Genomic DNA, 25,480 nt, shown 5'->3' on the forward strand with positions numbered 1-25,480 from the left:
GATTGAACAATTTGATTAATAAGTATATAATAAAAATGTAATAAGTATGTAATGAAGTATATGATACGATATATACTGCAAAGATTGAGCAGTTTATATTTGGGAGGTATTTTATGAAAAAAATATTGATTTTAATGTTGGTTTTCTTTTGTGCTTTTGTTAGTTTTGCTCAAAATCATAATGAACTTGTGAGTAGTGGTGGCAGCGTGGAAAAGATGTTACTTTATGAAACTTATAAAAAAGATCCTGTAATGCCTTTTTTATTGAATGTTTTTGTAGGTTTTGGGGTAGGATCTTTAGTACAAGGAGATATTACTGGTGGTTTGCTGAGTTTAGGCTTTGATGCTTTAAGTATTGGTTTGTTGAGTTATGGTACATATTCTATAATTGAATCTCATTATAAAAAGAAGGAAAAACCAACAGTACTTGCTTTATCTTTAGCGGCGGCAGGGGGAGCTACTCTAATTTTAACACGAATTATTGAAGCTATACTTCCTTTTACATATGCTTCTAGTTATAATAGAAAACTTCAAGAGAATTTGGGAATAACATTGGGAGGATTGCAACCAGAAGTTGATATGAATTTTAATGAAGATGCTAGGTTAATGTTTGAAGTCTCTTTCACTAAGAGGTATTGATTGTATTGATTATAAAAATCAAAATAAAAATTGAGTAATTGTAGTATATTAATTATGATTACTCATTTTATGAGAATTTTGGTAATATTTGTTTTTCATTACCTATAAGAATAGGTTTCATTTTTCTAATTTCTAATGTTTTGTTATTGTGTAGTTTTTTTAAGTAAGTGATTTTTATTTGTGCTTTAATATTATTATTACATGGTTTATAAATTGTATTTGATTCATCTGTATTGTTTGATCTCACGGTTCAAATCTTTTTTTATGCTTTTTTGTTTTAACACTTCTCGTTTATCAAATAATTTTTTTCCTTTACATACCCCAAGTTCTACTTTTATTAATGAATTATTCAGATAAATTGAGATAGGGACTAATGTGTATCCTTCTTTTTCTTTAAATTTTTTTAGTTTTTGTATTTCTTTTTTTGTTAAAAGAAGTTTTCTGTGTCTTATCTCTTCATGATTGAAGAGATTACCTTCTTTATATTTTGCTATATGTAAATTTTCAAGCCATACTTCATCTTTTTTAATGCTGGCAAAGCTGTCATTAAATGAAAATTTTTTTAATTTAATGGATTTAACCTCAGTTCCTTTTAAGATGATTCCACAGTTTATTTTATCTTCAATGAAGTAATTGAATCTTGCTTTTTTGTTTTCAAGCAGTAATATACTCACATCTATTCCTTTTCAATAACTAGTCTAAATCCAATGTTTGGTGAACACCAATGTTTTAGGAATGAAGCCTGAGTTGAAGGTTGAAGTGTTGAGTTGTTATTATAATTGTATGTTCTAATCTCAGTGATTAGTGAGTTAAAGTTTGAATTCGCATAGTATATATCGTTTTCGTCTTGAAATAATATGGAGTTATTGATGTTTGGATTTTGCATTAAATTCCAAAAACCAACTTTTTTAGATATTTCATTCATATTTAAACTTTCTATAGATTTTGGTACTTCTTTTTGATATACTTCCCATTCTTGAGATATAGGAAGTCTTGCTTTAAATCCTTTAGGTAAATTTGAAGAATACCATTTAGTATATTCTATTGCTGCATAATAAGATATGTGAGTAATATCTTCATTTGAAGGCATTTGTTTAAAGGTTTTAAGGTAACTTTCGTCTACAAGTTCTTCTTTTATTAAATTATCTTTATTATTTAGTGTCCATTTTGGATTTTCATTTAAAAATTTTTGATATTCGGTTTTAGTTACATTTCTGTTTTGGATTAAAAATTCTTTTAATTTATATGTAGTCTTAAGTGTGAGATTTTGTGAATATAATTTGTAATTTTGGATACTTTCAATATTTTGTGGAGCTATCTTTTTAAAATTCTTTAGATGTAAATTTATATTTTTAGTTTCAAAGTTTAATACTTTATTTTCATTTTTTATTTTTTCTATTAGTGTTTGAAACCATGTTTCGTTGGATATTTGTTTTTGTTGTTCTTTATCTAAATTTTTAAAAAACCAAATTATTGACCTATTTTCCAAATTAAAGTTTTGTTGAAGAGATTGCCATATTTCTTTGCTGTTATTATTGTTTATTGAATAAATATTTTTGTATGCTATGAGAAAGTCTTTAAACATTGTATTTGAATGTATATGTGGAATGGATGTTTTAAAGAATTTCTTTATATGTTCTGGGCTGTTCTGTAAGTCGTTTACAATTAATGAGAATACGGGGATTAATTGTATATTGTCGTTATTGTTTTTAATTTTTGTCATAACTGAGAGTTCTTTTTGTCTTTGTGCAATGATCTTATCAGGATTTTTTAGTTTTAAATCAATGTTGAATTGATAGCTTGTGAAAAATTTATTTTGTATATCAATTTTCTTTTCATAAGTATCAAATCCAAGTCTTTGAATTTTTAAGGTTCCTTTAGTAGCATTTATGTATTTTTTTAGTGGGGTTCTTCCAATGTATTTTTCGTCTAAGTAAACATATGCATTATTGACATTGGTTTTTATCTTTAAGTATGCTCCAGGATTGTTTAATTTGGTATTTATGATTAAACTAAATACTAATATTAAAGGTAGGATAATTATTGTAAATAAAACGTAAATTTTTGGGGTTATTCCTAATATTGGCTTTAATTTTACTGTAAGTAATTCTTCATTAATATCAAGACCATCACTCTCTTTGAGCATATATAATGATTATAAAAAAGTATGAAAAGAAATTCAATATTACATGTATTTTTATTTATGTTAGTTAAAGAAAATATAAACAAATATATTTATGTTTTCTTTCATATTTTGTTCTTTTTAATAAAGCTTTGTGATTATGAAGATAGTGATAATTATTTATTTTATGTATAATTTATTTTTGAGGATAAGTTTATGTATTTAGAAAAATTAAATAAGTTTGCCAGCTTTTTAGTGGAGATTATTGAAAAATATTTAACTTATAGGAAAAAAAGTAAGTATTTTTATAAACTTAAAGCTAAAAGACGAGGCTTTATGCTTAATTTTTTACTTGAACTTTTGGGTGCTTCGATTTTTGTTTTGGGAATAAATCAATATTTTTTACAAGCATATAGAATTCCATCAGGATCAATGGAAAATACTCTTCAAATTGGAGATTTATTATTTGTAGATAAATTTTCTTATGGACCTGAACTTTTGCCAGGAGTATGTAAAATAAATGGAATAAAAGAGCCAAATGAAGCAGAGATTGTGATTTTTGAAAATGTAGAATATGAATCAAAAGGGCTGTTTTTTGATATTTTGCATAGATTACTTTACATGTTGTCTTTTAGTTTTGTTGATCTTGATAGAGATGAAAATGGAAATCCTAGTGTTAGATTCTTTGTTAAAAGAGCGTTATTTGCGGATGGTAAGCTTGTAAGATTTCGAAATGGGACAGTTTTTGTTAAGAAGGAAGGCGAAGAAAATTTTATAGAAGAAAATTCTTATAAAGCTTCATTAGGATATAATTTTGGTATTAAGAAGCTTATAGAAGATGCGGACTATAAGGTTTATGATAATCTTGCTATGTTTATTGCGTTAAATCAATTGAGTGTTGATTTAGAGAATATATCTGATTTTTCATTTTTTAATGTTAGGGAAGTTGATAGATTTGAAATTGAAAGATTGGAATATCGTTATTTGGTAGCTTTCATGCCATATGTTGATTATTATATGGAAAAGGCAATAATAAGGGATTATGGAATATATGTGCCTTATGGATATGTATTGCCTATTGGGGATAATAGAGATAATTCTTATGATGGTAGATTTTTTGGTGTTATAAATAAAAGTAAAATTCTTGGTAGAGCTTTTTTCATGTATTTCCCTTTTTCTAGAATAGGTTTGATTTAAATATGGCAGCATATTTAACTTTTGAACAAAAACTTTTAAGAAAAAAGAGAAGACAAAAATTTATTAAGATTATTCTGTTGTTTTTGGTATTAAATTATTTTTTTACAAAATTTGTCTTACAAATTTTTATTTTTCAAGGTGATGAAATGTTGCCTTTAATAACAAAAAATGATAGTTTGGTTTTTATTTCAAAATATATGCGATCTTTTTTTGTTCCTTTTAAAGTTAATGATATTGTGCTTTATGAAGATTCAAATTTAAGGAGAAATTTTGTTTTAAATTTTTTTAGGGATTTATTTTTTTTAAACAAGATTTTTAATACAAGAAGTTATAAAATTGCAAAAATAGTTGCTACTCAGGGAGATCTAGTTTATGTTAAAGGTTTTGATATCTTGGTTCATAGGATAGATGATAATTCTTATTATTTGAATGGTAATTTTATGAGTGGTTATAGATTAAATGATTTTTTTAACTTTAATGAAGTAATTAAGTGTTTTGCTTTAAAGAAAAATGAATTTTTTCTCTTAAATGAGAATTTGAAAATTTTAAATGATTCTAGAGTATTTGGGCCTGTTAAACAATCTCATATTTTGTCTTTCTTAGTATTAAGGATAATGGATTATAAAATTGTTAAATAAAATTTTTGTTGATGCTGATTCTTGTAATTTACAAATAATAAAATTTTTACAAAATTTTGTTTCCCATAGAAATGTGAGGCTTATTTTGGTTGCAAACAGGCATTTAAATTTAGAGATGTCAAAAAATACTTCTGTTAAAATTGTAAGTGATGTTGATTCTTTGATTTTAGAATTAATTGATAAGAATAGTATGGTGGTTACCAGGGACATATTATTTGTTAAAAACTTATTGAATTTGCAAATTAAAGTTATGAATGATGAGGGACAAATTTTTGATACAAATAATATAAATTATTTGCATTTTAGATCTAAATTAAATATTAATTTAGGTATTAAAGTTAAAAAATATTTTCATGAAGAAACTAATAAAGTTCGGTATTCAAATTTTGCAATGAATTTTCATCGTTTATTCTTTAATTAGCTTTTTATTTTCAATTTTCCATAATCCTTTTCCTTGGGTTAGTATGTAAATTGTTTTATTTGATGTGGGTATAATATCATTAAGTCTTGTTTTACTTAGTTGTGAACCATTATAAGAACCTGGTAATACAGATTGTGAAGGTGGTTGCAGATCAAATGTGTTTTTATCCCTTACAAGTTCTACAAATCCATTATTACTGCCGATAAGTATTATTCCATCAACTTCTCTTGCAAAGTATGCAATAAATTCTCCTATGCCATTTCGATTGAATATTGGATCTTGATAATTATTTGTGCTTGAGTATATTTTGAATTTGTGATCTGATGTATCATGATCTTTTCCAGTAAACACCAAAGTTTCTTTGGTGCCACGAATACTTGTTTCTATTATTGCCATTATTTCATTTGTTGATTTAACATTTATAACTCCGTCACCGTTTAGTTTCCAGATTTTTGCAAATTTTCCTGTAATGAACTTCTGGTCATTTGAAATTTGATAAAATTTATCATTGTTAGTTGTGTTGTTGGGAGTTTCATTATTTCCATTTATATTTAGAATAGTTTGATTTCCATTTTCTCCTAATGCTAGGATGAAAGCAGAAGTAATACCACTTGTTCCTATGGATTTTAAGAATTTAATTGGGATTAGATTCTTTTGAAATAGAAGTTTCCAATTATTGCTTTCAAGAGAGTAGAGTTCTAGTTGCCCATTTTTATTTTGAACTAGTAAATATGTTTTGCCTGATATATTTACAAGGTCAATTACAAATTCATAAGAATTGCTAAAATTTACTCTTTCAACATTTCCATTTGATTTTTTAAATAAATGCATGGCTGAAATATAAAGGGTATCATTGACTAATGAGATGCCACTTGGACTTGAAGTGTCTAAAATGTTATTATTACTATTTATTTTTTGTAACTTGCTGAGCTGAGAAAATATAGATTCACTTGAACATGATAAAACTAACATTATTAACATTATTATCATGAATTTTTTGTAACTTTTTTTATCCATATTTACCTACAATTTATTGATATTCACTATTACCGAGAGTGATATTATTAAAAAATGTCCGGTTTTAGCCATATTTCCAAATTCAAACATTGTCCACCATGCAGTTGTAATTCCTAAAGCCCATTGGTAGTTGAAATTCCATAAGATTCCAGAGCCAATAGACATTATAGGCATTGCATCAAAAGTCCTTAAATTTGAGATATTATCACTTTTATCTCCGTAGGAGCTTAAAGAAAATCCTATATTTGAAAATATGGGTATCTGAAACATTTCACCTATGTCAAAAACATAGGCTGTTAAGAATGTGATAGGCACTGTACTAAATGTCTTACCTATGCCCGAATCAGGATTTAATAGGTTAAATGAATGATTGATATCAAAATTGAACATGTATCTAATCTCAAACCCTATAGCTAAGCTGCTTAGGATGTGATATTTATATTTAAGTGCCCCAATTCCTCCTGGGTACAGATTTGAAGAAAAGACTTTTGATAAACTATGGTAAAAAAGGGGAATTCCTAAGCTTAAATCTACTTCTATAATAGAATTTCCGTTTCTATCAATTGAATATGCTTCAATTCTGTTCACATTTGCATGCAATAAGAATAGTAAGATGAGACCAACTAAAAAATTCTTTTTCATTATTCTCCATATTTCAAAAACTCTTTATTTAAAAGTTATTATATTGAAAAATATGTTTTATTACAATTAATTTTTGTGTGAATCTATTTTTATTTATACTTACAATACAAGTATAGTATAATATATAATGTTTTGATCTAAATTGGTGAGGGAACTGAGTTGAGCAATGTTTTTGATGGTAAATTTTTTGCAAATCAATATTATTTATTACTTAAAGAGTTTTTAATTCATCATGATTTAGTGAATAAAGTTTCTTTAAAAGTGATTTTGGCAAATGATAACCCTACAAGTAAACTTTATGTTGCTGTTAAGGAAAGAGTATCTAGAGAAATTGGTATTAATTTTCATGTTATTAAGTTAGCTGGTAATTCGGGACAAGATAATATTTTGACATTGATCGAGACTGAAAATATAAATGAATATACTGATGGAATTATTGTTCAATTGCCCCTTGCTAGTGAAATAGATGTAAATATGGTTTTAGACAGTATAATGAGTACTAAGGATGTAGATGGACTTTCTGCTATTAACTTGGGCAAGTTAATTTCGGGTGATAGGAAAGGATTTATTCCTTGTACAGCTTTTGCTGTTTTAAAAGTTTTATTTGATAAGGGAATAGAAATTTCTGGTAAGACTGTTGTTGTGATTGGAAGAAGTTCTCTTGTTGGGAGACCTATTTCTATCTTGCTTTCTTCTAAGCCCTATGATGCTACTGTAATTACTTGTCATAGTAAAAGTACTAATTTAGATATTTATGTAAGACAATCAGATATTATTATTTCTGCTGTTGGAAAACCTAAATTAATAAATGCTAGTATGATTGATGGACATCCTTATATTATTGATATTGGTATTTCTAGAGTAGAGATTGATGGTAATAATGTTCTTATAGGAGATGTTGATTTTGAATCAGTTAAAGAAAAAGCTAAGTTTATTACTCCTGTAGTAGGTGGAATCGGCCCTGTTACGGTTCTTATGTTGATGTTTAATACAATTAAGGCCCATCTAATTAGGCATAATAAGTTTTCTATTTTAGAAAAGTTAGAAAAGTTGGTGGAGGTTTGAATGTCTGGTCATAGTAAGTGGTCAACTATAAAGAGAAAAAAAGGTTCTCTTGATGCTAAGAGAAATAAGATTTTTACTAAACTAATTCGTGAAATAAGCATTGCTGTTAAGATGGGAGGAGGTGATATTGAATCTAATTCTAGATTACGACTTGCTGTTAATAAAGCCAGAGTTGCTAATATGCCTAAGGATAATATTGAAAAGGCAATAAAGAAGGGCATTGGGGATCATACAGGTGCTGAATATTTTGAACTTACTTATGAGGCTTATGCGCCCTATGGTGTAGCTTTAATAATTAAGTGCTTAACTGATAATAAAAATAGAACGGCAAGTGAGGTACGGAGTGTTCTCTCAAAGAGCGGTGGTTCTCTTGGTGCTCCAGGTTCTGTATCTTATATGTTTCATAAAAAAGGATTAATTTCTTATGGTTTAGATAAATATTCTGAAAATGAAATAATGGAGCTTGCATTAGAAGCTGGTGCAGAAGATATTTATAGTGAAGGGCCTCAGATAGAAGTAATAACAAGTGCTGAAAATTTTGAAGCTATTTCATCTATTTTGAGAACTAAGTTTGAGGAAGATATAGCAGAAATTGCTCTTATTCCTGAAAACAAGCTTTCTTTAAATAAAGAACATATGGATAGAGTTCTTGCTATTATTGAAAAATTAGAAGATTTTGATGATGTTCAAGAAGTTGTGCATAATTTAGAAATTGTTGATGAGATTGATTAGTTTATCATTGAATTTTTTCTGAAAGTTGATTATGAGAATATTAGGTATCGATCCTGGGCTTGCAAATGTTGGATGGGGAATTTTAGATAGGAAAGATAGTAAGTACATGTATGTTCAAGATGGAACTGTCATAACTCATCCTTTGATGTCTTTGAAAGATAGGTTAAAATTAATTTCTGATGAAATTATTCTTATTATTGATAATTTTAAACCGGATGTTGCAAGCATTGAAAATATTTATTTTGCTAAGAATAAAAAAACAGCTATGAGTGTGTCTGAAGCACGAGGAGCTATTATTTTAACTTTTGCTTTGAAAAATTTAGATTTTTATGAGTATACTCCAATACAGGTCAAGAATTCAATTTCTGGGTTTGGTAGAATTGCAAAAGTACAAGTAAAATATGTCATTCGTATTTTACTTGGAATGAAATCCGATTTTATTTTTACTAGTGATCATAGTAGTGATGCATTAGCGCTTGCAATTTGTCATGGTAATTATCATATTTTGTGAAATTTAATAAAAAAAATGAAATATATAATAATAATTTGGATATAAATAAGGTATGCTTGAGTTTTTATGTATTATAGGTTTAAGTCTATGATCAATAAAATTTGTGGTAAAATTATAGAGAAACGAGAGTCTAGTATTGTCATTGTAGCACTTCCTTTTGAGTTTGAAATTTTAGTTAGTTCTTTTTGTAATGCAGAATTGGGGTTGCTAGAAGATGTTGAAATATTAACTTATCTTCATCTTAGAGAGGATGAAATTAGACTTTTTGGTTTTTTAAATGTATCAGAAAGAGAAGTTTTTGAAAAACTTATTAGTGTTGATGGAATAGGTCCAAAAGCGGCTTTAAGGATATTATCTGGAATAAAATATAATGAATTTAGAGATGCAGTTGAAAGGGAGGATGTTAAGCTTATTTCTAATGTCAAGGGTATTGGAAATAAAATGGCGGGTAAAATCTTTTTAAAACTTAGGGGAAAACTTATCAAAGTTAATAATGAGGCAAGTTCAGGTGTATTGAAATTTAAGGAGCTTGAACAATCAATTGTTAATATGGGTTTTGATAGAAAATTGGTTTCAGCTGCTATTAAGGAAATTATGCTTATTGATGAATTTTTAATGTTGAGAGAAGTTGATCAAGAACAATTTTTGTTTAGAGAAATTTTAAGAAAGCTTTCAGGTTAGATTAGAGGATTATAGGTGATTGTTTATTAAAGAGAGGGTGATTAGATGGATTTTGGAGGGGGATCTAGGTTTTTAAGTTCTGACAAGAATTTTTTGTATGATAGAAATGAGAGTGAACTTAGGCCAAAATCCCTTAAAGATTTTGTGAGACAATCTCATATTAAAGAAAATTTAAATATTTTTATAAAGGCATCTAGAGATAGAAATGAAGCGCTTGATCATGTTTTTTTAAGTGGTCCTCCAGGGCTTGGGAAGACTACTCTGGCTAGTATTATTGCTTTTGAAATGAATACTACAATTAAGATGACTTCAGCTCCAGTTCTTGATAAGCCAAAAGATATTGTTGGTATTTTAACGACGCTTGATGATAAGAGTATTTTATTTATTGATGAGATACATAGGCTTAAACCCGTAATAGAAGAGATGCTTTATATTGCAATGGAAGATTATAAGATAGACTGGATAATTGGACAAGGTCCTGCTGCAAGGACTGTAAGAATGCCAATTCCTAAGTTTACTTTAATTGGTGCTACTACAAAGCCGGGGAAAGTGGCGTCACCGCTTTATGCGAGATTTGGAATTTTATTTAGATTTGATCTTTATAATGAAGATGAACTTGTGAAAATAATACAGAGAAATTCGATTATTTTAAATATTGAATTGGAGAATAAAGCCGCCTGGCTTCTTGCAAAAAGTTCAAGAGGAACGCCTCGTATAGCAAATAGGCTTTTAAGACGGATGAGAGATTTTGCACAAGTTGGTGGTTGTGATTTGATTACAGAGAGTATTGTGAGTTCTGGACTTGAAATGTTAAAAATTGATCATAAAGGACTTGATGAACAAGATAGAAATATTTTAAGGAGTTTAATACTGAAATTTAAAGGTGGACCTGTTGGTGTTGAAACTTTAGCAATTTCTGTTGGCGAGACAGCAGATTCTCTTGAGGATTTTTACGAACCCTATCTTATTTTAAAGGGTCTGATTGAGAGGACTAGCAGAGGACGCAAGGCTACTGATTTTGCATATTTTCATCTAAATTTGAATAAAAATAATCATGATGACTTAAATAGTGGAGAAAATGGATACTAAAGAATTTTATTTTGATCTACCATGTAATTTAATAGCACAGTATCCAAGTGAGAAAAGAGGCTTATCAAGATTAATGGTGCTGGATCCTGGCAATCAGAAGATTTATCATAATGATTCAATAAACGATATTTTTAAGTATATTAATAGCAATACTTTTTTGGTTTTTAATGATTCAAGGGTTAGGAAATCGAGAATATATGCCAAAACGGAACATGGAGGTAGTATTGAGTTTTTAATTCTAGATAGATTGTCAGGGGATAGGTTTACGTCTTTAATTTCTAAGGCTAAAAAACAGAATATTGGCAAAGTCTATATGTTTCCTCAAGGTTTATTGGCTCAAATAATTTCAAAGACAGGTAATGAATTTATAATTAAATTTAATAAGTGTGTGAATGAGTCTTATTTTGAACAGCATGGACTTATTCCTTTACCACCTTATATTAAGAGAAACTATGATAGAGAGGATGAGGAGCGTTATCGAACGATTTATTCAAAATATATTGGTTCATCAGCATCAGCTACAGCAGGGTTACATTTTAGTGAGGAACTTTTTTCTAAATTGGATGAAAATAATATTGAATACGATTTTATTACACTTCATGTTGGGCTTGGTACTTTTCTTCCTGTAAGAACTAAGACAATAGAGGAACATAGAATGCATTTTGAAAGTTTTTCAATAAAAAATTCTGTAGCGCTTAGACTTGAGGAGGCAAAGACTTTAGGTAAGAAGATTTTGGCTATTGGAACTACTACTCTTAGAGCATTAGAATCTGCTTATGATAAGCAAAGAGGTTTTGTGAGAGGTGAACAAAAGACTAATCTTTTTATTTACCCAGGTAAGGGATATGAATTTAAGTTTGTTGATATGCTTTTTACAAATTTTCATACACCAGAATCAACTCTTTTAATGTTAGTCTCTTCATTTGGTGGTAAAGATTTTGTATTTAATGCTTACAGGGAAGCTGTAAAAATGAATTATAAATTTTTCTCTTATGGTGATGCTACTTTATTTTTAAATCATATGTAGATATTCATGGTTAATTATTTTACTATTTATTTAATAATAATTAGATACATCTTGAAAGGAGAAGGTATATGATGTCAGTTTTTCAAAAAGAAAGATATAAATATGTTCCAAAACTGCCGAAAATTTTGGAAAATGATTTTCAAAATATTAGTGTGGTTTTTGGTGAAAAAACAGAAGCCCTTGAAGATAGAGATGCTTTAAGAGAAATTTTTAAAAATACTTATGGGTTTCCAGTTGTAAATTTTATCCAAGGTTCTTCAAATGTGGATTTTACAAGGGTTTTGAATGTAGGAGTAATTCTCTCTGGTGGACCTGCTCCTGGAGGGCATAATGTTGTTGCTGGCATTTTTGATGCGATAAAAAAATCTAATCCGAATTCAAAAATTTTTGGGTTCAAAGGTGGACCTTCAGGTTTATTAGAGGATAAAAAAATTGAGATTACACAAGATTTAATAGATTCTTATAGAAATACAGGGGGGTTTGATATTGTATCTTCTGGTCGAACTAAAATAGAGACCGATACTCAATATGAACAGGCTTTGTCAGTTGTTCTTAAAAATAATCTTAATGCTCTTATTGTTATTGGTGGAGATGATTCAAATACCAATGCGGCTTTATTGGCAGAATTTTTTAAGAAAAAACGTCATGATGTTCAAGTTATTGGTATTCCAAAAACAATTGATGCTGATTTGAGAAATGCACATATTCAGATTTCGTTTGGATTTGATTCTGCTACTAAGACTTATTCTGAAATGATAGGCAATTTATGTCGTGATGCTATGTCAACTAGGAAATATTGGCATTTTGTGAAGCTTATGGGAAGAAGTGCATCTCATGTTGCTCTTGAGTGTGCATTAAAGACACGTCCTAATATCTGCATTATATCTGAAGAAATTTTAGCAAAGAAGAAAACTTTATCGGAGCTTGTAAGAGACATAACTTCTGTTGTAGTCAAACGTTCTTTGAAAGGATATGATTTTGGTGTTGTTATAGTACCTGAAGGTGTTATTGAATTCATTCCCGAAGTTAAATCTTTGATGATTGAGTTGTGCAGCATATTTGACAGTAATGAAAGTGAGTTTAAGGGATTAGATGTTGAGGATGTACGAAAAATTTTTATCTCTAAGCTTAGTGGTTATATGAGGGAAGTATATGTATCTTTGCCTTTATTTATTCAAGTTGAACTTGTAAATTCTGTTTTAGAGAGAGATCCCCATGGTAACTTTAATGTGTCAAGAGTTCCTACTGAGAAACTATTTATGGAAATGGTTAATGTTAGATTAGAAGAGTTGAGAAAAATAGGTGAATATAGTGGTAAATTTGTTCCTATTAATCATTTTTTTGGCTATGAGGGTAGAAGTGTTGCTCCTTCCAATTTTGATAGTGATTATTGTTATAGTTTGGGATATAATGCTGCAATCCTTGTTTTAAATGGCTTAACAGGTTATATGTCTAGTATTAAAAACTTAAATAAAAATGCTACTGAATGGCTTGCAGGTGGAGTACCTTTAACAATGATGATGAATATGGAAGAGAGATATGGTGTTGCTAAACCAGTTATTAAGAAGGCCCTTGTTGATTTGAAAGGAGCGCCTTTTAATGAGTTTGTGAAAAATCGTGAAGAATGGGCTGTGAATAATTTATATGTTTTCCCAGGACCTATTCAATATTTTGGTATTTCTGAGCTTGTTGATGAAATTACTTTAACATTGCAATTAGAATTGGAAAATTAAAATATTGATGATTAGATTTTTGCTCTTGCTTTTTAATGTTTTTATTCTTTATTCAAATTCTTTGGATTATTATAAATTTTCGCTGCGAGATAAAATTTCCTCCAGCGAAAATAATATTGATTTTAGTAGTGAAGTTTTTGTGAGGCTTAAATCTGATGATGATTTTTTTTATAAAGATGTTCAAGAAAATAAAGATTTAAACATAGAAAAAACTATTAATTCTAATTGGGGTAAGAAATTATTTAGATTTTCAGCAATAAGTGTTGGCACTTTTCCTATAGCGTTATTTATAGGTTTGTATTGTTTTGATTTATCTTATTATTTTAATAATATGGAGGGGAAAAATTTTCCATATCCTTTTTCAAGTGGTTTTGGGCTTTCAAAAGATGAAACTTTTAAAAAATTTATGATTTCAGCATCAGCTGGTTTAGCAATATCTTTAATAATTGCCTTGATTGATTGTTTTGGTTATTAGATGAAAAAATTTCAAAAAGAGTTTATTATAAGGAAAGATTCTCAAAGACTGGATATTTATTTATCTGAAGATTTATGTCTTTTTACTAGAAGTCAAATTAAGAAAAGAGAGGTAAAAGCTTTTAGATATCATGATGGTGTTTTTGTTGCGATAAAATTATCAAGACCCGTTTTTGTGGATGATAAAATATTAATAGAGTTTAATGAAGAAATTAATTTAAGGGAATATTTAAGACCTTTGAATTTGTCTATTAGTATTCTTTATGAAGATATAAATGTCATTGTTGTGGATAAACCCCAAGGTATTTTAAGTCATCCTGGTATATCTAGCTTGGAGAATACTGTTGTAAATTTTCTTTTATATCATATCTCGGGTTTAAGAGATAGTTTTCAGGAGGATAAAATTAGACCCGGAATTGTACATAGGTTAGATAAAGAAACATCTGGTGTGATGATTTGTGCTAAAAATTTGAAAACTTTAAATTTCTTATCTGGACAGTTTAAGGAAAGATTTGTGAAGAAAGTTTATATTGCAGTTGTTAAAGGAAATTTTAAAATTGATTCTGGTATTATTGAGACTTTTATAGATAGAGATAGACATGATAGAAAAAGATTTAGCGTGCATGATAATAGGGGAAAGAGAGCATTAACTGAGTATAGAGTATTGGCTAGTATAGGCAATTATTCCTTGGTAGCTTTAAAGCCTAAAACAGGACGTACTCATCAATTAAGAGTTCATATGAAGCATTTAAATCATCCAATATTAGGAGATAGTATTTATGCTAGATTGGATAAAGAGTTTAAAGAAATGTCTTTGATGCTTCATGCTTTCAAACTTGAAATTAATATTGAAGAATGTTCTTTGAAAAAATTTATTTCAGCATTTCCACAAAGATTCATTGATTTTTTGTCGATATTTTATGATAAAGAGACGTTAAGTATGCTTGTTAATGATTTTATTGTGTTTTTAGATAAGTTTTAAGTTGTAGTATCGTATTTATTTATAATTGGTGATTCAATAATTTTTTTTCCTCCAGTTATTTCATTTGTGTTGAGTACTGTAATAAAGCAGTTAGGGTCAACTTTTTGAGAAATATATTTGATTCTGGACATACGCATTGTAGGAACTACTATGAAAACTATAGTTTTATCGTTTCCAGCCCAAGCACCTTTTCCATCAAGTAATGTAGCTGCTACTTTTAATTTATTGGTAAGCAAATAAGATATTTCTTTTCCTTTATCTGAGATAATAAGTATTGCTTTTTGATTACCAAATCCTGTACTTGTCTTATCCGTCATTATAGCTGTTACAAATGAAGCAATTAAGGTGTAAAGGGCAATTTCAATATTGAAAAATACTGCTGCAATTAGTAATATTGCAAGGTTAAAGAGGAAATTTGTAGTTCCAATGCTAATTGAATATTTTTCTTTAATTATCATGGAGACAATGTCTGTACCACCTGATGATCCCTTTGCTCTAAAGATTAGACCAAGTCCAAGACCTGATATTAGACCTGCTAAAATTGATACAAGTATCATATCATTTATTTGCATTTTGTATTGTAAAAATTGTGAATAATTGACTATGAGTGAGTATAGAGCCATTGCGATCCAGCTTTGAATTACAAATGTTATATTTAAGAACTTGATTCCAATAATGAATAAAGGAATGTTTAATATGAAGATTGTAAGTCCTAGATTAAAGTTTAAGAGGTAATGCAGCATAAGTGCAATTCCTGCAATGCCACCACTTAAAAGTCCGTGTGGTATGTATAGAATGTTTGTGGATATTGCCATTAAAAGTGAACCAGTTGTTATTTGCAATGTGCTAATCAGTATTAATTTTGGATCTTTGAGAATATTCTTTAGCTGTTTTCTCAGTATTTTTAATACAATGAACTTAATCTTTTGTTTTGTTCTAGTCCATTTATTCCTTTTTTTTTTCATTTTTTTATTACTTACTCTTTAGTATAAAATCATTGATTTACTTGAATTTTATATTAATTTTACTAAAAAACAATTCAATTTTATTGCATTTATTTCTTTTTTTTTGATATTATTGTTTTATAAAAGATATGATTGTTAATTATATAAAGCTTATATGCTTGATGGTTTTTCTCTTTTTTTATATTTGGTTCTTTATTGTTTTAAAGATGAAAAGAACTAATTTGGTATTACTGGAAAAAATTAAAAATGGTGCAAAAATATTAGATATTAGATCTCCTAAAGAGTATAGTAAATCTCATTATGCAAAATCAATCAATATTCCTTTTAAGGATTTGTTTGCTAAAAAAGATAAGTTAGGTAATATTGAAACTCAAATAATAATTTATGGTAAAAGTTTTAACAAATCTATTGAGGCTAAGAAAATTTTAAAAGGATTAGGCTTTAATAATGTATTTGTTGCAGGAACTTTAAAAAATATGCCTAAATTGCCTAGTTCTAAAGAAGAGGTTAATGGTTAAGATTATCGGAATAACAGGTGGATCTGGGAGTGGGAAAACTACAGTTGTTAATAAAATTAGTGAAGTTATTCCTGAATTTGTTCTTATATCGCAAGATAATTATTATAAAAGTGTCGGTGATTATGAATATGAATTTTTAGATGTTAATTTTGATCATCCAGATGCTTTTGATAATAATTTGTTTTATAAGCACTTAAAGAAACTAAAAGAAAATAAGTTAATTCATATGCCTCTTTATGATTTTATTAATCATAAAAGAAAAGATGAAACCGTTGAAATAGTTCCAACCCCTGTTGTTATTGTTGAAGGTATTATGATTTTTGTTGAAGAGAGAGTGCGCAATTTGATAGATTTAAAGATATATATTGATACGCCTAACGATATTAGATTTATTAGGAGACTTGAACGAGATATGTCTAAGAGAGGGCGTACATTGAAATCCGTTATTGAACAGTATTTAAATACTACTAGGGCAGGATATTATAGGTTTATAGAACCTACCAAGGAATATGCTGACCTTATTATTCCTGAAGGAGGACATAATGATAAAGCCCTTTATGTTCTCTCATCTTTCTTAAGGACTCTTGGGAAAGAGAGTTCAGGTTTTTTTTAAAGCAATGAAATTGGGTAATAATCTATTTCAATATACGTATCTCTCGTTAATTTTATTTTTTCTTTTGTGTAACGTATTAGCTTTTCAAGTAAATTGAATGATTTTGATAAATATATTATGTTATACCTATAGTGTTTGGATATTTTTGACATGGGTGCTTTTGATGGGCCAATATATTCGATTTTATCATTTAATAATTCTTTAGATATTTCAAAAAATTCTAAACATTTATGTCTAGCAGCTTCTTGTTTTTTGCTTCTAACTACTATTCTAATAATTTTTTTAAAAGGAGGGTAATTTAATTCTTTTCGAATTTTTATTTCTTCTTTATAAAATTCTTCATATTTGCCCTCATATGCGTATTTTATAGGATAATAATCCGGATTTTTTGTTTGAATAATAATTGTATTATCACTTTGGAATCTTGCAGCTCTGCCTAGTACTTGTGAAATTATTGCAAAAATTCTTTCACTGCTTCTAAAATCAGGCAAACCCATTCCAATATCTGCATTAATGATACCTAGTGTTTTGATCTGTTTAAAATTAAAACCTTTTGCAATGATTTGTGTTCCAATTAAGATATCTAATTGTCCATTTTCAAATGCATTTATTGATTGAATAATTTCTTTTTTATTAAGATCAGAGTCTGTTCTTGCTATTCTTGCATTCGGCAAAAAATTTTTTAATTCTCTTTCAATAAATTGAATCCCATGTGTTTTGTATATGATGTCTTGTGAGTTACAATTAGGACAATTGTTTATTATTTTTGTTTTGTAATTACAGTAATGACAGATGAGCTTATTTTCGCTTTTATGGTAAATTAAATTGAAAGAACAATGTGGACAGTAAATTATATATTCACAGATCTTGCATTCAAGTGTTTTTGAATATCCTCTTTTATTGATAAATATTAGTGCTTGTCTTTTATCAATTAAACTTTTTTGTATGCTGTAAAGCAATTCTGAAGATATTATTTGGCTTTCTTTATTCATGTCTATTATTTTAAGTTCTTTGAATGTTCTTTCAAAAAATTTATTTTTTAAAACCATTTTTTTTATTTGATTATTTTCCATAGCAAGATATGCTTCAAGTGATGGGGTTGCACTTCCCATGACAAATTTGGCATTAAATGTGCTTTGTAGAAAAAATCCTATGTGTCTTGAATGAAATCTTGGAGTATTTTCAGATTTATATGTGTATTCATGTTCTTCGTCCATTATTATTAACCCTAAATTCTTAAATGGCAACATTAATGCGCTCTTAACACCAATTATAATTAAATTTTCTCCATTCTTGACTTTATTCCATATTAAGGTTTTCATTGAATTTGATACTTTTGAGTTATATTCATAGACTTTATTTGTACTTAGATTTGATTTGATCCTTTGAATTATTTGATAGCCCAGAGAAATTTCGGGAATTAAGAAAATTATTTGTTTTTTTTGTTCCAAATAGCTTTCGCATAGTTTAATAAATATTTCTGTTTTTCCAGAGCCGGGGACACCAAATAAGTAAAATGTATTTTGTATGTTTGATTCAATAATTTCTTTATAAATATTATTTTGTTCTTCATTTAATTGAATGGGTAGTTTATAGCTTAAATTTTTATTGTCATTATTTTTTATTTCTTTATTTGAAGTTGAAATTTTAGGTAATCCACAAAATAGAGTTTCTCCAAATCCAGAAAATGTTTTTTGACTAATCCAGTGTGCAAGATTGATGTTATGTTCTATTATTATTGCATTCTCGTCAATGACTTTTATTATATCTTTTATTTCAAACGTGAAATTTTCCCTAAGTTCTTCCTTGGCATATCTTTTAATTATTATTCCAATTGTGTCTTTTCCATTAAAATTTGTTATTACTCTTATTCCTGTTTCTAATTTTAAGTTGTACTTATAAAAAAAAAGTCTATTTACGGGAATATTAAACGCAATTTCATAGTAAAAATTGTGTTCTGAGTTTTTATCCATATTTTATTATACCTTTTATGATTTTTAAGTCTTGCCAGATTTCTTTTTTGAGTTCTGGATTTGTTAATTGGTTTTTAGGGAGATATGTAAATACTATTGGAATTCCTTTAAAGTTTAATTCAAATCCTCTCACAATTTGGATTCTTAAGTGTTGGTTTAAGAATAATGCTACTTCTTCACATGCAAGAATTGCTTTAGGTTGTTGGTTGTTAATCTCTAATGTTAAAGTGTTAGGATTATCTATTATTTTGTAATTTAATATTTTAATACTTTCACACCATTTTTTTACTATTATTTTTGCATTTTGATTTAGATGTTTTTTATCTATATATATTATTAATAAACTTTTTTTGTCATTTTTATTTATTTTGTATCCTATTGATTTTATTAATCTATTATTTTCTTTTGTATCTTTTTGTTCTGTGTGTTTTAAAATTTTTATGTTTCTAGCTTTAATTATTTGATTTTTGAGTTTCTCAAATTCTTCTTGTTTGCTATAAATATTTTCCGATATATTGTTTTTAAGTATTCTGAGAAGTATCAATTTTTTAAGCAATTTGCTTTTATTCATAAAAAACCTTATCTAAAAATAAAGCTTTAGCAGGTGCTGTTTTTCTTGTAAATTTTCTATTTTTTGAGTTTAAAATTTTTTTAAAAGTATCAACAGGTTCATTTTTTATCTCTATATCGATCATTGCTCCTACTATTGATCTTACCATTTTCCATAAAAATGAGGATCCTATTATTTCAAAGATTATAAATTTATTTTTTTTCTTAAATCTAGCAGAATAAATTTCTTTCAATTTTGAGTTTGTTTGGTCTCTTTTGCATGCAAAGGTAGTAAAATCATGTATTCCAATTAGCATTTTAGCCATTTCATTTAGTCTATTAATATTTAATTTTTTCTTTACATAATAAGCCTGATATCCTTCCCAAGGATAGTGTTTTTCATTGTTGAGTATATAATAGCTATATTTTCTTCCCTTGGCATCAAATCTAGGTTGAAATTTATCTTCTACGTACTTTAATTTTATTATTCTAATATCATCCTTTAATAGGGAATTTATTGCTGTCTTTAGCTTTTTAAGCTTAATATTTATTTTTATATAAAAAGATATTATTTGTCCTCTTGCATGTACTCCTTTATCTGTTCTTCCTGCTGAATGAATTTTAATCTTTGTTTTACTTATTTTCTCTAATACCTTTTCAATTTCTCCTTGAATTGTTGGTTTTTTTGGTTGGATTTGAAATCCATAATATGGCGAACCGTCATATGTTATTTCTGCAAGTACTTTTTTCATTTATTTAAAAGTTTTTATTTCTTTTGAAATTTTAAAATAAACTTCTTTTATTTTATCTAAAAGTATTGAAGGTTTTTCTTTTGATGATTTTCCCATTCCGGTTATTTTAGATAGTAGAGTTTTTATCTCAGTTAATTGATTGTATCTGTATTGTTTATCTTCTTTATTACCATAAAAATATTCTAGTAAACTTGATAGGTATAAAACACTGTCATATCCATAATTTTTATCTGTATCAGGACCAAATACTATTTCAGCGTTAATTGGTTCTGAATTATTTTGCTCTTTTTCGATTGTTAATTTATAAAGGTATGCTGCTTTATGATAAAATATTTTTTGCAAATAGTTATAGTTTTGATTTGGATATTCTTTGTCTAGATCTTCAAAAATCCATGCCGATCTTATTGCACATTTTGCTTGATTAAAAGTTGGATTATGAGTTTTATCCAGATGTTCATAACACATTATAGCAAGGATATAACTAGCAGCTCCTTCTTGAAGTCTTCTTGGTTCATTAAAATTTAGGTTGTCTTCAAAAATTGATTTTATTTCTTTACGTTCATCAGTACGGATGATTAGAATTTGTTTTATTCTGTTGTTAATAAGTGCTATTGCATTGAACTCATTTGGGAATGCAGCCAGATAACAATTGGGACATACTGTTATTGAATATATCCTGGGATAAATGTTGCCATATTTTTCATTTTTTATATACTCTCTCTTTAAATCAACTTTTAACTCCCCAGCTATTAATCTGCTACTTCCTGTTAATAGTTCTTCTTTCCTAAATTTGTGTTTGCATAAAGGACATTCAATTTCGTATTTTGTCAAATATGATATTTTTTTCATAAATTAATTCTCTACTATTACAAACGCAATAGCATACTCCCTTTCATGTGAAATTGTCAAGTATAATTTTAAGTTCATTTGGTTAATCAAAGTTTTAATATCATTGTGTAATTTAAATATTATGTTACCTTTTGGTAAGCTTATAATTTCAATGTCTTTAAGTGAATATTTTATTTTGATATCTATTAGTGGGCTTAGCGCTTTGATTAATGATTCCTTTGCTGAAAATTTACCAGCTAAACTTTCTAAAGCCCCTTGTCCTTTCATTTCTGAATTTTCAATTTCTCTTTGTGTAAAAAATCTTTCTAATTTTTTTCTATTTTGTAAAAAACGATTAAATCTTGTAACTTTTATTATATCACATCCTATTGATTTCGTCATTTTATTGCTCTGTTGGGATTACTTCAATCTTTATTGTTTTGGGTTCATATTCATACACTTCTATGCCATTAGTGTTATTTTTAAGTATTATATCTGTGTTAATATTATAAATTCCAGGAGTTGCAATTTGACTTAAATCGAGATTGAGATTAATATTTTTGTTAGCTATATGCATTTTAATTATCTTTTCTGAGAGTCCGCTTCTTATCTTAATAAACATCTCATTTTCTGGGTCTAAGATTTTTTCTTTGTTTTTTATTTCCAGTCCATTTTTTAGGTTATTGAAAATTAAATTTGGGTTTTTTATTGTTGTATGTATATATTTTTTACCTAGTGTAATATTGACTATTACGTGATTTTTGTCAAGCGTTATTAGTGGGTTTGGAGAGATTACTTCTAGGTGTTCTGAAATAAATACAGTATTTATATCGAGTTCTTTTATTTTGGTTTTGATTGAGTTTGTTGTCTTGATTACTTTTTCAGGACCATGTATTTTTAATTTTTCAGGTACTATATTATATTTGGCAATGAAATATTCCCCTTTACCCTCTTTATCCTCTTTTTCAAGTAATTTAAATTTGGGTTCAACTTTGACTAATTTTGAGATTTTTTTATCAATGTTTAGTGTAATTTTATTTTTTGAAAGCTTATATTCAACAATAGGTATGGGATTAAAGTTTTTGATCTTTATTGGCAGTTCATATTCACCAGCTTCTTTTATGTTATTGGCTTCAACTAATAAGGTTATTCGGTCAAGATCTAAATATTTTAAGTCTTTTTTGTTGATTTTGACTGTAAGTAACAGTTTATTAAAATCAGGTATTTTACCTAATGTAACTTCATCTTCTAATAAAATATTAATTTTTTTTTCTATTGTGATTGATTCTATACTATTAAAGTAAGATGTCGTGAACATAATAATAGCTATTAGGATAGAAATAGCTTTATTTTGCCAATCTTCAAATAATAATTTTATTATATTCATGAGTTTTTTAGTTATAATCATTATTCATTCTATTAATGCAAGATTTAATTTTTTTTTGATTTCATTTAAGCTTAAATTATATTCTAATTTTCCGTTTTGTGTGAGTGAAATAGAACCAGTTTCTTCAGATGTTATTATTGTTATTGCATCTGAATTTTCAGAAATTCCAAGCCCTGCTCTGTGTCTTGTTCCAAAGGTTTTGCTGATAGATTCGACATTAGATAATGGTAGAAAAGAACTAGCATAAACTATTTTGTTATTGCTAATTATTACTGCTCCATCATGTAAAGGTGTTTCATAATCAAAAATTGATATTAATATTTCATTAGATATAATTGAATCTAATTTTATGCCTTTATTTATTATTTGATCTAATTGTATTTTTTTTTCTATGCAGATTAAGCTACCAGATTTATTTTCTGATAAATGTTTAACTGCTTTTATTATCTCGACAATAGTTTTGGTAGTTTCTTCTTTGTTATTTGCAAGTTTAAAAGATAAATTAAAATTTCCAATTTGCATAATTATTTTTTTTATTTCTTGATGAAATAGTATAAGCACTGCAATTGGCAATATGTTTGCTATGTAATTTAATAGCCAATTTATTGTGTATAAGTTGAAATAATAAGATACGATACCAATAGATGTAATGATGATCATTCCTTTGAGTAAATTTACAGAATAAGAATTAATGACATTTTTATAGATATAATAAACTAAAATGCTGATTAAACTTATATCTAATACTTTAGATGTAATATCTTTTATTTGATTTATACTACTTATATCTATCATAATCATTTTTATTCAATATATACTTATATATGGTATTATCTTACCATATATAAGTATATATTATAATACGAGTTAATGTTAATTTAAATTTATTTTTTGTTTATGGGTAGAAAAGAAAAGATTATAGCTTTGATATTTGATTTTGATGACACTTTAATTTATGGTAATATGCAACAGGTACTTTTTGATGAGTATAATGTTGATGCTAGTTTATTTTGGAATGAAGTTGAAAATTTATCTATTACTTATAATAAAAATCATTGTAATATTATTGCTAATGAAATGATATATTTGTCACATTTTTTAACATATGTCAGGGAAGGTATTTTTAAAGGCTTAAATAATAAAATATTATTTGAATTGGGCTCAAAATTGAGATTTTTTGAAGGAGTTCTTTCTTTGTTTAAAGAAATCGATGAAATAAATCGAAGTTTAAAGAAATCAGCTACTGTGATAAATATTTATGTTGTTTCAAGTGGTTTTAGGCAGATGATTTTGGGCAGTAGTATTGCTCCTTATGTTACTAAGGTTTGGGCTTGTGAATTTATAGACACATACCTTATGCCTTTTTATCAGAATTTAGATAATAAATTTTCAGAAAATGTTGTTTTAAGTAGCGTATGTTATTTCGTAGATCATACAATAAAAACCCGGGTAATTTTCGAGCTAAATAAGGGATCTTATGATAAAATTAATAAGAGGATTCCTAAAGGTAGAAGAGAGATTCCTTTTGAAAATATGTTTTATATTGCAGATGGTTTTAATGATATTCCAGCCTTTGAAATTTTGAATAACAGCTTAAATCATTATAAAAATACGTTGACGGTTTATCATGGCAATGCTGAGAATGCTAAGAGGCTAGTTAAAGAGAAAAGAGTAGGGGATTTAGCCGAAGCTAATTATAGTAAGGGAACTAAGTTATATAATTGGATAATGGAAAAGATTCATTTAAATATATAAATTGATTTTAAATTTTGGCAAATATTCGTGAGTGAATATTGATTTTGTTTTTAAATATTTTTCATAATAATTAAGATATATTGAAGGAGCAATGAGATGTCTTTAGAGCTAAAATCAACTGATAGATTAAAGTTTGTTAAATTACAGTCTGTGTTTTATGTTGTAGCTTTGATTGTAATGTTAATTGCTATTTTAAAAATAGCACAAACAATATTTAAACCTTTAGCTATTGCGGTGGTTCTTGGGTTTTTGGTATATCCCATTTATACTTTTCTTAAAAAACTAAAGATCCCAAGAGTTTTAATAGTTTTTGTAATTTTTTTTGTTCTTTTTTCATTTTCTTATTTGGTTTTTAGTTTTGTTTATTATAGTGTTACTGTATTAATTGATCAATTACCTTATTATCAGAAGCAGTTAATTTTTATTATGGTAGATATTCTTGAAAAATATAAGTTAGATAGTGATATTATTAGCAATATAGATTTTTCTAAATATATTTATCCTTTTTTAACTCGGATATCTAATGAGATTATTGGATTTGCAAGTAGTTTGGTTGTATTATTTTTATTGTTATATTTTTTACTATCAGAAATACACATTTTTGATATCAAGGTTAAAAATGCTTTTAAACAATCTGTTTCGAGTATATTTATTGAGGCTTTAAGTACAATAAATAATCAGATTAGTAAGTATCTGGGAATAAAGCTCTTTGTTAGTTGTCTTACAGGGTTTTTAGTGTTTATAGGTTTAAAGTTGTTTGGACAAGATTTTCCTCGTGTATGGGCCGTTCTTACATTTGTTTTTAATTTTATTCCAAGTATAGGTTCAATTTTAGCAGTTTTTTTTATTGTGATAGCTGCTTTAGTACAGTTTTATCCTAATTTAAATTTGGTTTTTTATATATTTATATATAATACATTTGTTCAAATGTTGATTGGGAATATTCTTGAGCCTAAGATGCAAGGACATAGGCTTGATCTTTCTCCTTTTTTGTTGCTTTGTTTTCTTTTCTTTTGGGGATGGCTTTGGGGTATTGTGGGACTTTTAATAGCCTATCCTTTTACAGTGATTATAAAAGTAATAGTAGATAATATAGTGTGTTTAAAACCTTTTTCTGTGTTTTTAAGTGGTTCAAAGATCTTAAGTGTTGATAATAATAAGGAGAGTTAGG

Annotated in this window: 29 protein-coding genes; 17 read left to right on the top strand and 12 right to left on the bottom strand. The window is 27.4% G+C overall.

Annotation, left to right across the window (positions count from 1 at the left end):
• Positions 1-113: 113 nt before the first annotated feature.
• Positions 114-638: a P13 family porin gene (locus R5397_RS04225; protein WP_421623011.1), complete on the top strand. Its 525-nt coding sequence runs from the start codon at positions 114-116 to the stop codon at positions 636-638.
• Positions 639-862: 224 nt separating this feature from the next.
• Here R5397_RS04225 and smpB read toward each other — a convergent pair whose 3' ends face one another.
• Entirely contained in the window at positions 863-1,312 is a 450-nt protein-coding gene (gene smpB, locus R5397_RS04230) for an SsrA-binding protein SmpB (protein WP_421623012.1), read from the bottom strand.
• Positions 1,313-1,314: 2 nt separating this feature from the next.
• Positions 1,315-2,784 carry an SUMF1/EgtB/PvdO family nonheme iron enzyme gene (locus R5397_RS04235; protein WP_421623013.1) on the bottom strand — a complete coding sequence of 490 codons (1,470 nt, stop codon included), beginning with the start codon at positions 2,782-2,784 and terminating at the stop codon, positions 1,315-1,317.
• A 192-nt stretch (positions 2,785-2,976) separates the two neighbouring features.
• Between R5397_RS04235 and lepB (R5397_RS04240) the strand changes: the two genes are divergently transcribed.
• Genes lepB (R5397_RS04240) through R5397_RS04250 form a run of 3 tightly spaced genes read left to right on the top strand, consistent with a single transcriptional unit; the run spans position 2,977 to position 5,016 of the window.
• Positions 2,977-3,957 carry a signal peptidase I gene (lepB, locus tag R5397_RS04240; RefSeq protein ID WP_247065141.1) on the top strand — a complete coding sequence of 327 codons (981 nt, stop codon included), beginning with the start codon at positions 2,977-2,979 and terminating at the stop codon, positions 3,955-3,957.
• A gap of 2 nt (positions 3,958-3,959) precedes the next feature.
• Entirely contained in the window at positions 3,960-4,595 is a 636-nt protein-coding gene (lepB, locus tag R5397_RS04245) for a signal peptidase I (protein WP_247065139.1), read from the top strand.
• Complete coding sequence (locus R5397_RS04250; protein WP_247065137.1) at positions 4,585-5,016, top strand: DUF188 domain-containing protein; 432 nt, start codon at positions 4,585-4,587, stop codon at positions 5,014-5,016. Before lepB (R5397_RS04245) ends, R5397_RS04250 begins: the two co-directional genes overlap by 11 nt.
• On the opposite strand, the gene bamB is transcribed toward R5397_RS04250, so the two are convergent.
• Complete coding sequence (bamB, locus tag R5397_RS04255; RefSeq protein ID WP_421623014.1) at positions 5,002-6,033, bottom strand: outer membrane protein assembly factor BamB; 1,032 nt, start codon at positions 6,031-6,033, stop codon at positions 5,002-5,004. The genes R5397_RS04250 and bamB overlap by 15 nt on opposite strands.
• A 6-nt stretch (positions 6,034-6,039) precedes the next feature.
• On the bottom strand, positions 6,040-6,675 hold the full coding sequence (locus R5397_RS04260; RefSeq protein ID WP_421623015.1) for a BB0027 family outer member beta-barrel protein: 636 nt from the start codon (positions 6,673-6,675) through the stop codon (positions 6,040-6,042).
• 159 nt (positions 6,676-6,834) lie between these two features.
• Between R5397_RS04260 and R5397_RS04265 the strand changes: the two genes are divergently transcribed.
• The 9 genes from R5397_RS04265 to R5397_RS04305 all read left to right on the top strand — a co-directional run bounded on the left by R5397_RS04265 (position 6,835) and on the right by R5397_RS04305 (position 14,969).
• Positions 6,835-7,740, top strand: a complete 906-nt coding sequence (locus tag R5397_RS04265) for a bifunctional 5,10-methylenetetrahydrofolate dehydrogenase/5,10-methenyltetrahydrofolate cyclohydrolase (RefSeq protein ID WP_421623016.1) — start codon at positions 6,835-6,837, stop codon at positions 7,738-7,740.
• Entirely contained in the window at positions 7,741-8,472 is a 732-nt protein-coding gene (locus R5397_RS04270; protein WP_421623017.1) for a YebC/PmpR family DNA-binding transcriptional regulator, read from the top strand.
• Positions 8,473-8,503: 31 nt separating this feature from the next.
• Positions 8,504-8,983 carry a crossover junction endodeoxyribonuclease RuvC gene (ruvC, locus tag R5397_RS04275; RefSeq protein WP_421623018.1) on the top strand — a complete coding sequence of 160 codons (480 nt, stop codon included), beginning with the start codon at positions 8,504-8,506 and terminating at the stop codon, positions 8,981-8,983.
• Positions 8,984-9,070: 87 nt separating this feature from the next.
• On the top strand, positions 9,071-9,664 hold the full coding sequence (gene ruvA, locus R5397_RS04280) for a Holliday junction branch migration protein RuvA (RefSeq protein WP_421623019.1): 594 nt from the start codon (positions 9,071-9,073) through the stop codon (positions 9,662-9,664).
• A 45-nt stretch (positions 9,665-9,709) separates the two neighbouring features.
• Positions 9,710-10,753: a Holliday junction branch migration DNA helicase RuvB gene (gene ruvB / locus R5397_RS04285; protein WP_421623020.1), complete on the top strand. Its 1,044-nt coding sequence runs from the start codon at positions 9,710-9,712 to the stop codon at positions 10,751-10,753.
• Positions 10,743-11,780, top strand: a complete 1,038-nt coding sequence (queA, locus tag R5397_RS04290) for a tRNA preQ1(34) S-adenosylmethionine ribosyltransferase-isomerase QueA (protein ID WP_421623021.1) — start codon at positions 10,743-10,745, stop codon at positions 11,778-11,780. Before ruvB ends, queA begins: the two co-directional genes overlap by 11 nt.
• Before the next feature lie 68 nt (positions 11,781-11,848).
• Positions 11,849-13,513, top strand: coding sequence for a diphosphate--fructose-6-phosphate 1-phosphotransferase (locus R5397_RS04295; RefSeq protein ID WP_421623022.1), 1,665 nt, complete (start codon positions 11,849-11,851; stop codon positions 13,511-13,513).
• 4 nt (positions 13,514-13,517) lie between these two features.
• Complete coding sequence (locus R5397_RS04300; RefSeq protein ID WP_421623023.1) at positions 13,518-13,988, top strand: hypothetical protein; 471 nt, start codon at positions 13,518-13,520, stop codon at positions 13,986-13,988.
• On the top strand, positions 13,989-14,969 hold the full coding sequence (locus R5397_RS04305) for an RluA family pseudouridine synthase (protein ID WP_247065115.1): 981 nt from the start codon (positions 13,989-13,991) through the stop codon (positions 14,967-14,969).
• Here R5397_RS04305 and R5397_RS04310 read toward each other — a convergent pair.
• Positions 14,966-15,934 (bottom strand): YitT family protein, encoded by a 969-nt coding sequence (locus R5397_RS04310; protein ID WP_421623024.1) that lies wholly within the window; start codon positions 15,932-15,934, stop codon positions 14,966-14,968. The two genes, R5397_RS04305 and R5397_RS04310, sit on opposite strands and share 4 nt — an antisense overlap.
• A 128-nt stretch (positions 15,935-16,062) precedes the next feature.
• Between R5397_RS04310 and R5397_RS04315 the strand changes: the two genes are divergently transcribed.
• Both R5397_RS04315 and udk read left to right on the top strand, forming a co-directional pair.
• Complete coding sequence (locus R5397_RS04315) at positions 16,063-16,452, top strand: rhodanese-like domain-containing protein (RefSeq protein ID WP_421623025.1); 390 nt, start codon at positions 16,063-16,065, stop codon at positions 16,450-16,452.
• Positions 16,445-17,065, top strand: a complete 621-nt coding sequence (gene udk / locus R5397_RS04320; protein WP_247065108.1) for a uridine kinase — start codon at positions 16,445-16,447, stop codon at positions 17,063-17,065. Before R5397_RS04315 ends, udk begins: the two co-directional genes overlap by 8 nt.
• Here the strand turns inward: udk and priA are convergent.
• Genes priA through cdaA form a run of 7 tightly spaced genes read right to left on the bottom strand, consistent with a single transcriptional unit; the run spans position 17,062 to position 23,349 of the window.
• On the bottom strand, positions 17,062-19,038 hold the full coding sequence (gene priA / locus R5397_RS04325) for a replication restart helicase PriA (protein ID WP_421623026.1): 1,977 nt from the start codon (positions 19,036-19,038) through the stop codon (positions 17,062-17,064). The genes udk and priA overlap by 4 nt on opposite strands.
• The gene (locus R5397_RS04330) at positions 19,031-19,609 is read right to left on the bottom strand and encodes a hypothetical protein (RefSeq protein WP_247065104.1); all 579 of its coding nucleotides are present in this window, start codon (positions 19,607-19,609) and stop codon (positions 19,031-19,033) included. The genes priA and R5397_RS04330 overlap by 8 nt, the downstream gene beginning before the upstream one ends.
• A complete protein-coding gene (truA, locus tag R5397_RS04335; RefSeq protein WP_421623027.1) occupies positions 19,602-20,339 on the bottom strand; it encodes a tRNA pseudouridine(38-40) synthase TruA in 738 nt (245 codons plus the stop codon). The genes R5397_RS04330 and truA overlap by 8 nt, the downstream gene beginning before the upstream one ends.
• Entirely contained in the window at positions 20,340-21,188 is an 849-nt protein-coding gene (locus R5397_RS04340; RefSeq protein ID WP_421623028.1) for a DUF2225 domain-containing protein, read from the bottom strand.
• A 3-nt stretch (positions 21,189-21,191) separates the two neighbouring features.
• Positions 21,192-21,569: a holo-ACP synthase gene (acpS, locus tag R5397_RS04345; protein WP_421623029.1), complete on the bottom strand. Its 378-nt coding sequence runs from the start codon at positions 21,567-21,569 to the stop codon at positions 21,192-21,194.
• A 1-nt stretch (position 21,570) separates the two neighbouring features.
• On the bottom strand, positions 21,571-22,575 hold the full coding sequence (locus tag R5397_RS04350) for a YbbR-like domain-containing protein (protein WP_421623030.1): 1,005 nt from the start codon (positions 22,573-22,575) through the stop codon (positions 21,571-21,573).
• 3 nt (positions 22,576-22,578) lie between these two features.
• Positions 22,579-23,349 (bottom strand): diadenylate cyclase CdaA, encoded by a 771-nt coding sequence (cdaA, locus tag R5397_RS04355; RefSeq protein ID WP_421623031.1) that lies wholly within the window; start codon positions 23,347-23,349, stop codon positions 22,579-22,581.
• A 102-nt stretch (positions 23,350-23,451) separates the two neighbouring features.
• On the opposite strand from cdaA, the gene R5397_RS04360 reads away from it, so the two are divergent.
• Together R5397_RS04360 and R5397_RS04365 are read left to right on the top strand one after the other, a co-directional pair.
• The gene (locus R5397_RS04360; protein WP_421622460.1) at positions 23,452-24,309 is read left to right on the top strand and encodes a hypothetical protein; all 858 of its coding nucleotides are present in this window, start codon (positions 23,452-23,454) and stop codon (positions 24,307-24,309) included.
• Between the two features lie 96 nt (positions 24,310-24,405).
• Positions 24,406-25,479, top strand: a complete 1,074-nt coding sequence (locus tag R5397_RS04365) for an AI-2E family transporter (RefSeq protein ID WP_421622459.1) — start codon at positions 24,406-24,408, stop codon at positions 25,477-25,479.
• Position 25,480 lies beyond the last annotated feature (1 nt).

It is taken from the genome of Borrelia sp. MN22-0132, assembly GCF_049201035.1.
In the GTDB taxonomy this organism is placed as follows: Bacteria; Spirochaetota; Spirochaetia; order Borreliales; family Borreliaceae; genus Borrelia; species Borrelia puertoricensis.

Coding starts and splice junctions, on each gene's coding strand:
- ruvC (WP_421623018.1), top strand. CDS start 8,504: ATGAGAATATTAGGTATCGATCCTGGGCTTGCAAATGTTGGATGGGGA.
- R5397_RS04305 (WP_247065115.1), top strand. CDS start 13,989: ATGAAAAAATTTCAAAAAGAGTTTATTATAAGGAAAGATTCTCAAAGA.
- ruvB (WP_421623020.1), top strand. CDS start 9,710: ATGGATTTTGGAGGGGGATCTAGGTTTTTAAGTTCTGACAAGAATTTT.
- ruvA (WP_421623019.1), top strand. CDS start 9,071: ATGATCAATAAAATTTGTGGTAAAATTATAGAGAAACGAGAGTCTAGT.
- R5397_RS04225 (WP_421623011.1), top strand. CDS start 114: ATGAAAAAAATATTGATTTTAATGTTGGTTTTCTTTTGTGCTTTTGTT.
- cdaA (WP_421623031.1), bottom strand. CDS start 23,349: ATGATAGATATAAGTAGTATAAATCAAATAAAAGATATTACATCTAAA.
- R5397_RS04350 (WP_421623030.1), bottom strand. CDS start 22,575: ATGATTATAACTAAAAAACTCATGAATATAATAAAATTATTATTTGAA.
- lepB (WP_247065139.1), top strand. CDS start 3,960: ATGGCAGCATATTTAACTTTTGAACAAAAACTTTTAAGAAAAAAGAGA.
- R5397_RS04330 (WP_247065104.1), bottom strand. CDS start 19,609: ATGAATAAAAGCAAATTGCTTAAAAAATTGATACTTCTCAGAATACTT.
- R5397_RS04340 (WP_421623028.1), bottom strand. CDS start 21,188: ATGAAAAAAATATCATATTTGACAAAATACGAAATTGAATGTCCTTTA.
- acpS (WP_421623029.1), bottom strand. CDS start 21,569: ATGACGAAATCAATAGGATGTGATATAATAAAAGTTACAAGATTTAAT.
- R5397_RS04310 (WP_421623024.1), bottom strand. CDS start 15,934: ATGAAAAAAAAAAGGAATAAATGGACTAGAACAAAACAAAAGATTAAG.
- priA (WP_421623026.1), bottom strand. CDS start 19,038: ATGGATAAAAACTCAGAACACAATTTTTACTATGAAATTGCGTTTAAT.
- lepB (WP_247065141.1), top strand. CDS start 2,977: ATGTATTTAGAAAAATTAAATAAGTTTGCCAGCTTTTTAGTGGAGATT.
- truA (WP_421623027.1), bottom strand. CDS start 20,339: ATGAAAAAAGTACTTGCAGAAATAACATATGACGGTTCGCCATATTAT.
- R5397_RS04365 (WP_421622459.1), top strand. CDS start 24,406: ATGTCTTTAGAGCTAAAATCAACTGATAGATTAAAGTTTGTTAAATTA.
- R5397_RS04295 (WP_421623022.1), top strand. CDS start 11,849: ATGATGTCAGTTTTTCAAAAAGAAAGATATAAATATGTTCCAAAACTG.
- udk (WP_247065108.1), top strand. CDS start 16,445: ATGGTTAAGATTATCGGAATAACAGGTGGATCTGGGAGTGGGAAAACT.
- R5397_RS04235 (WP_421623013.1), bottom strand. CDS start 2,784: ATGCTCAAAGAGAGTGATGGTCTTGATATTAATGAAGAATTACTTACA.
- R5397_RS04260 (WP_421623015.1), bottom strand. CDS start 6,675: ATGAAAAAGAATTTTTTAGTTGGTCTCATCTTACTATTCTTATTGCAT.
- queA (WP_421623021.1), top strand. CDS start 10,743: ATGGATACTAAAGAATTTTATTTTGATCTACCATGTAATTTAATAGCA.
- bamB (WP_421623014.1), bottom strand. CDS start 6,033: ATGGATAAAAAAAGTTACAAAAAATTCATGATAATAATGTTAATAATG.
- R5397_RS04360 (WP_421622460.1), top strand. CDS start 23,452: ATGGGTAGAAAAGAAAAGATTATAGCTTTGATATTTGATTTTGATGAC.
- R5397_RS04315 (WP_421623025.1), top strand. CDS start 16,063: ATGATTGTTAATTATATAAAGCTTATATGCTTGATGGTTTTTCTCTTT.
- R5397_RS04270 (WP_421623017.1), top strand. CDS start 7,741: ATGTCTGGTCATAGTAAGTGGTCAACTATAAAGAGAAAAAAAGGTTCT.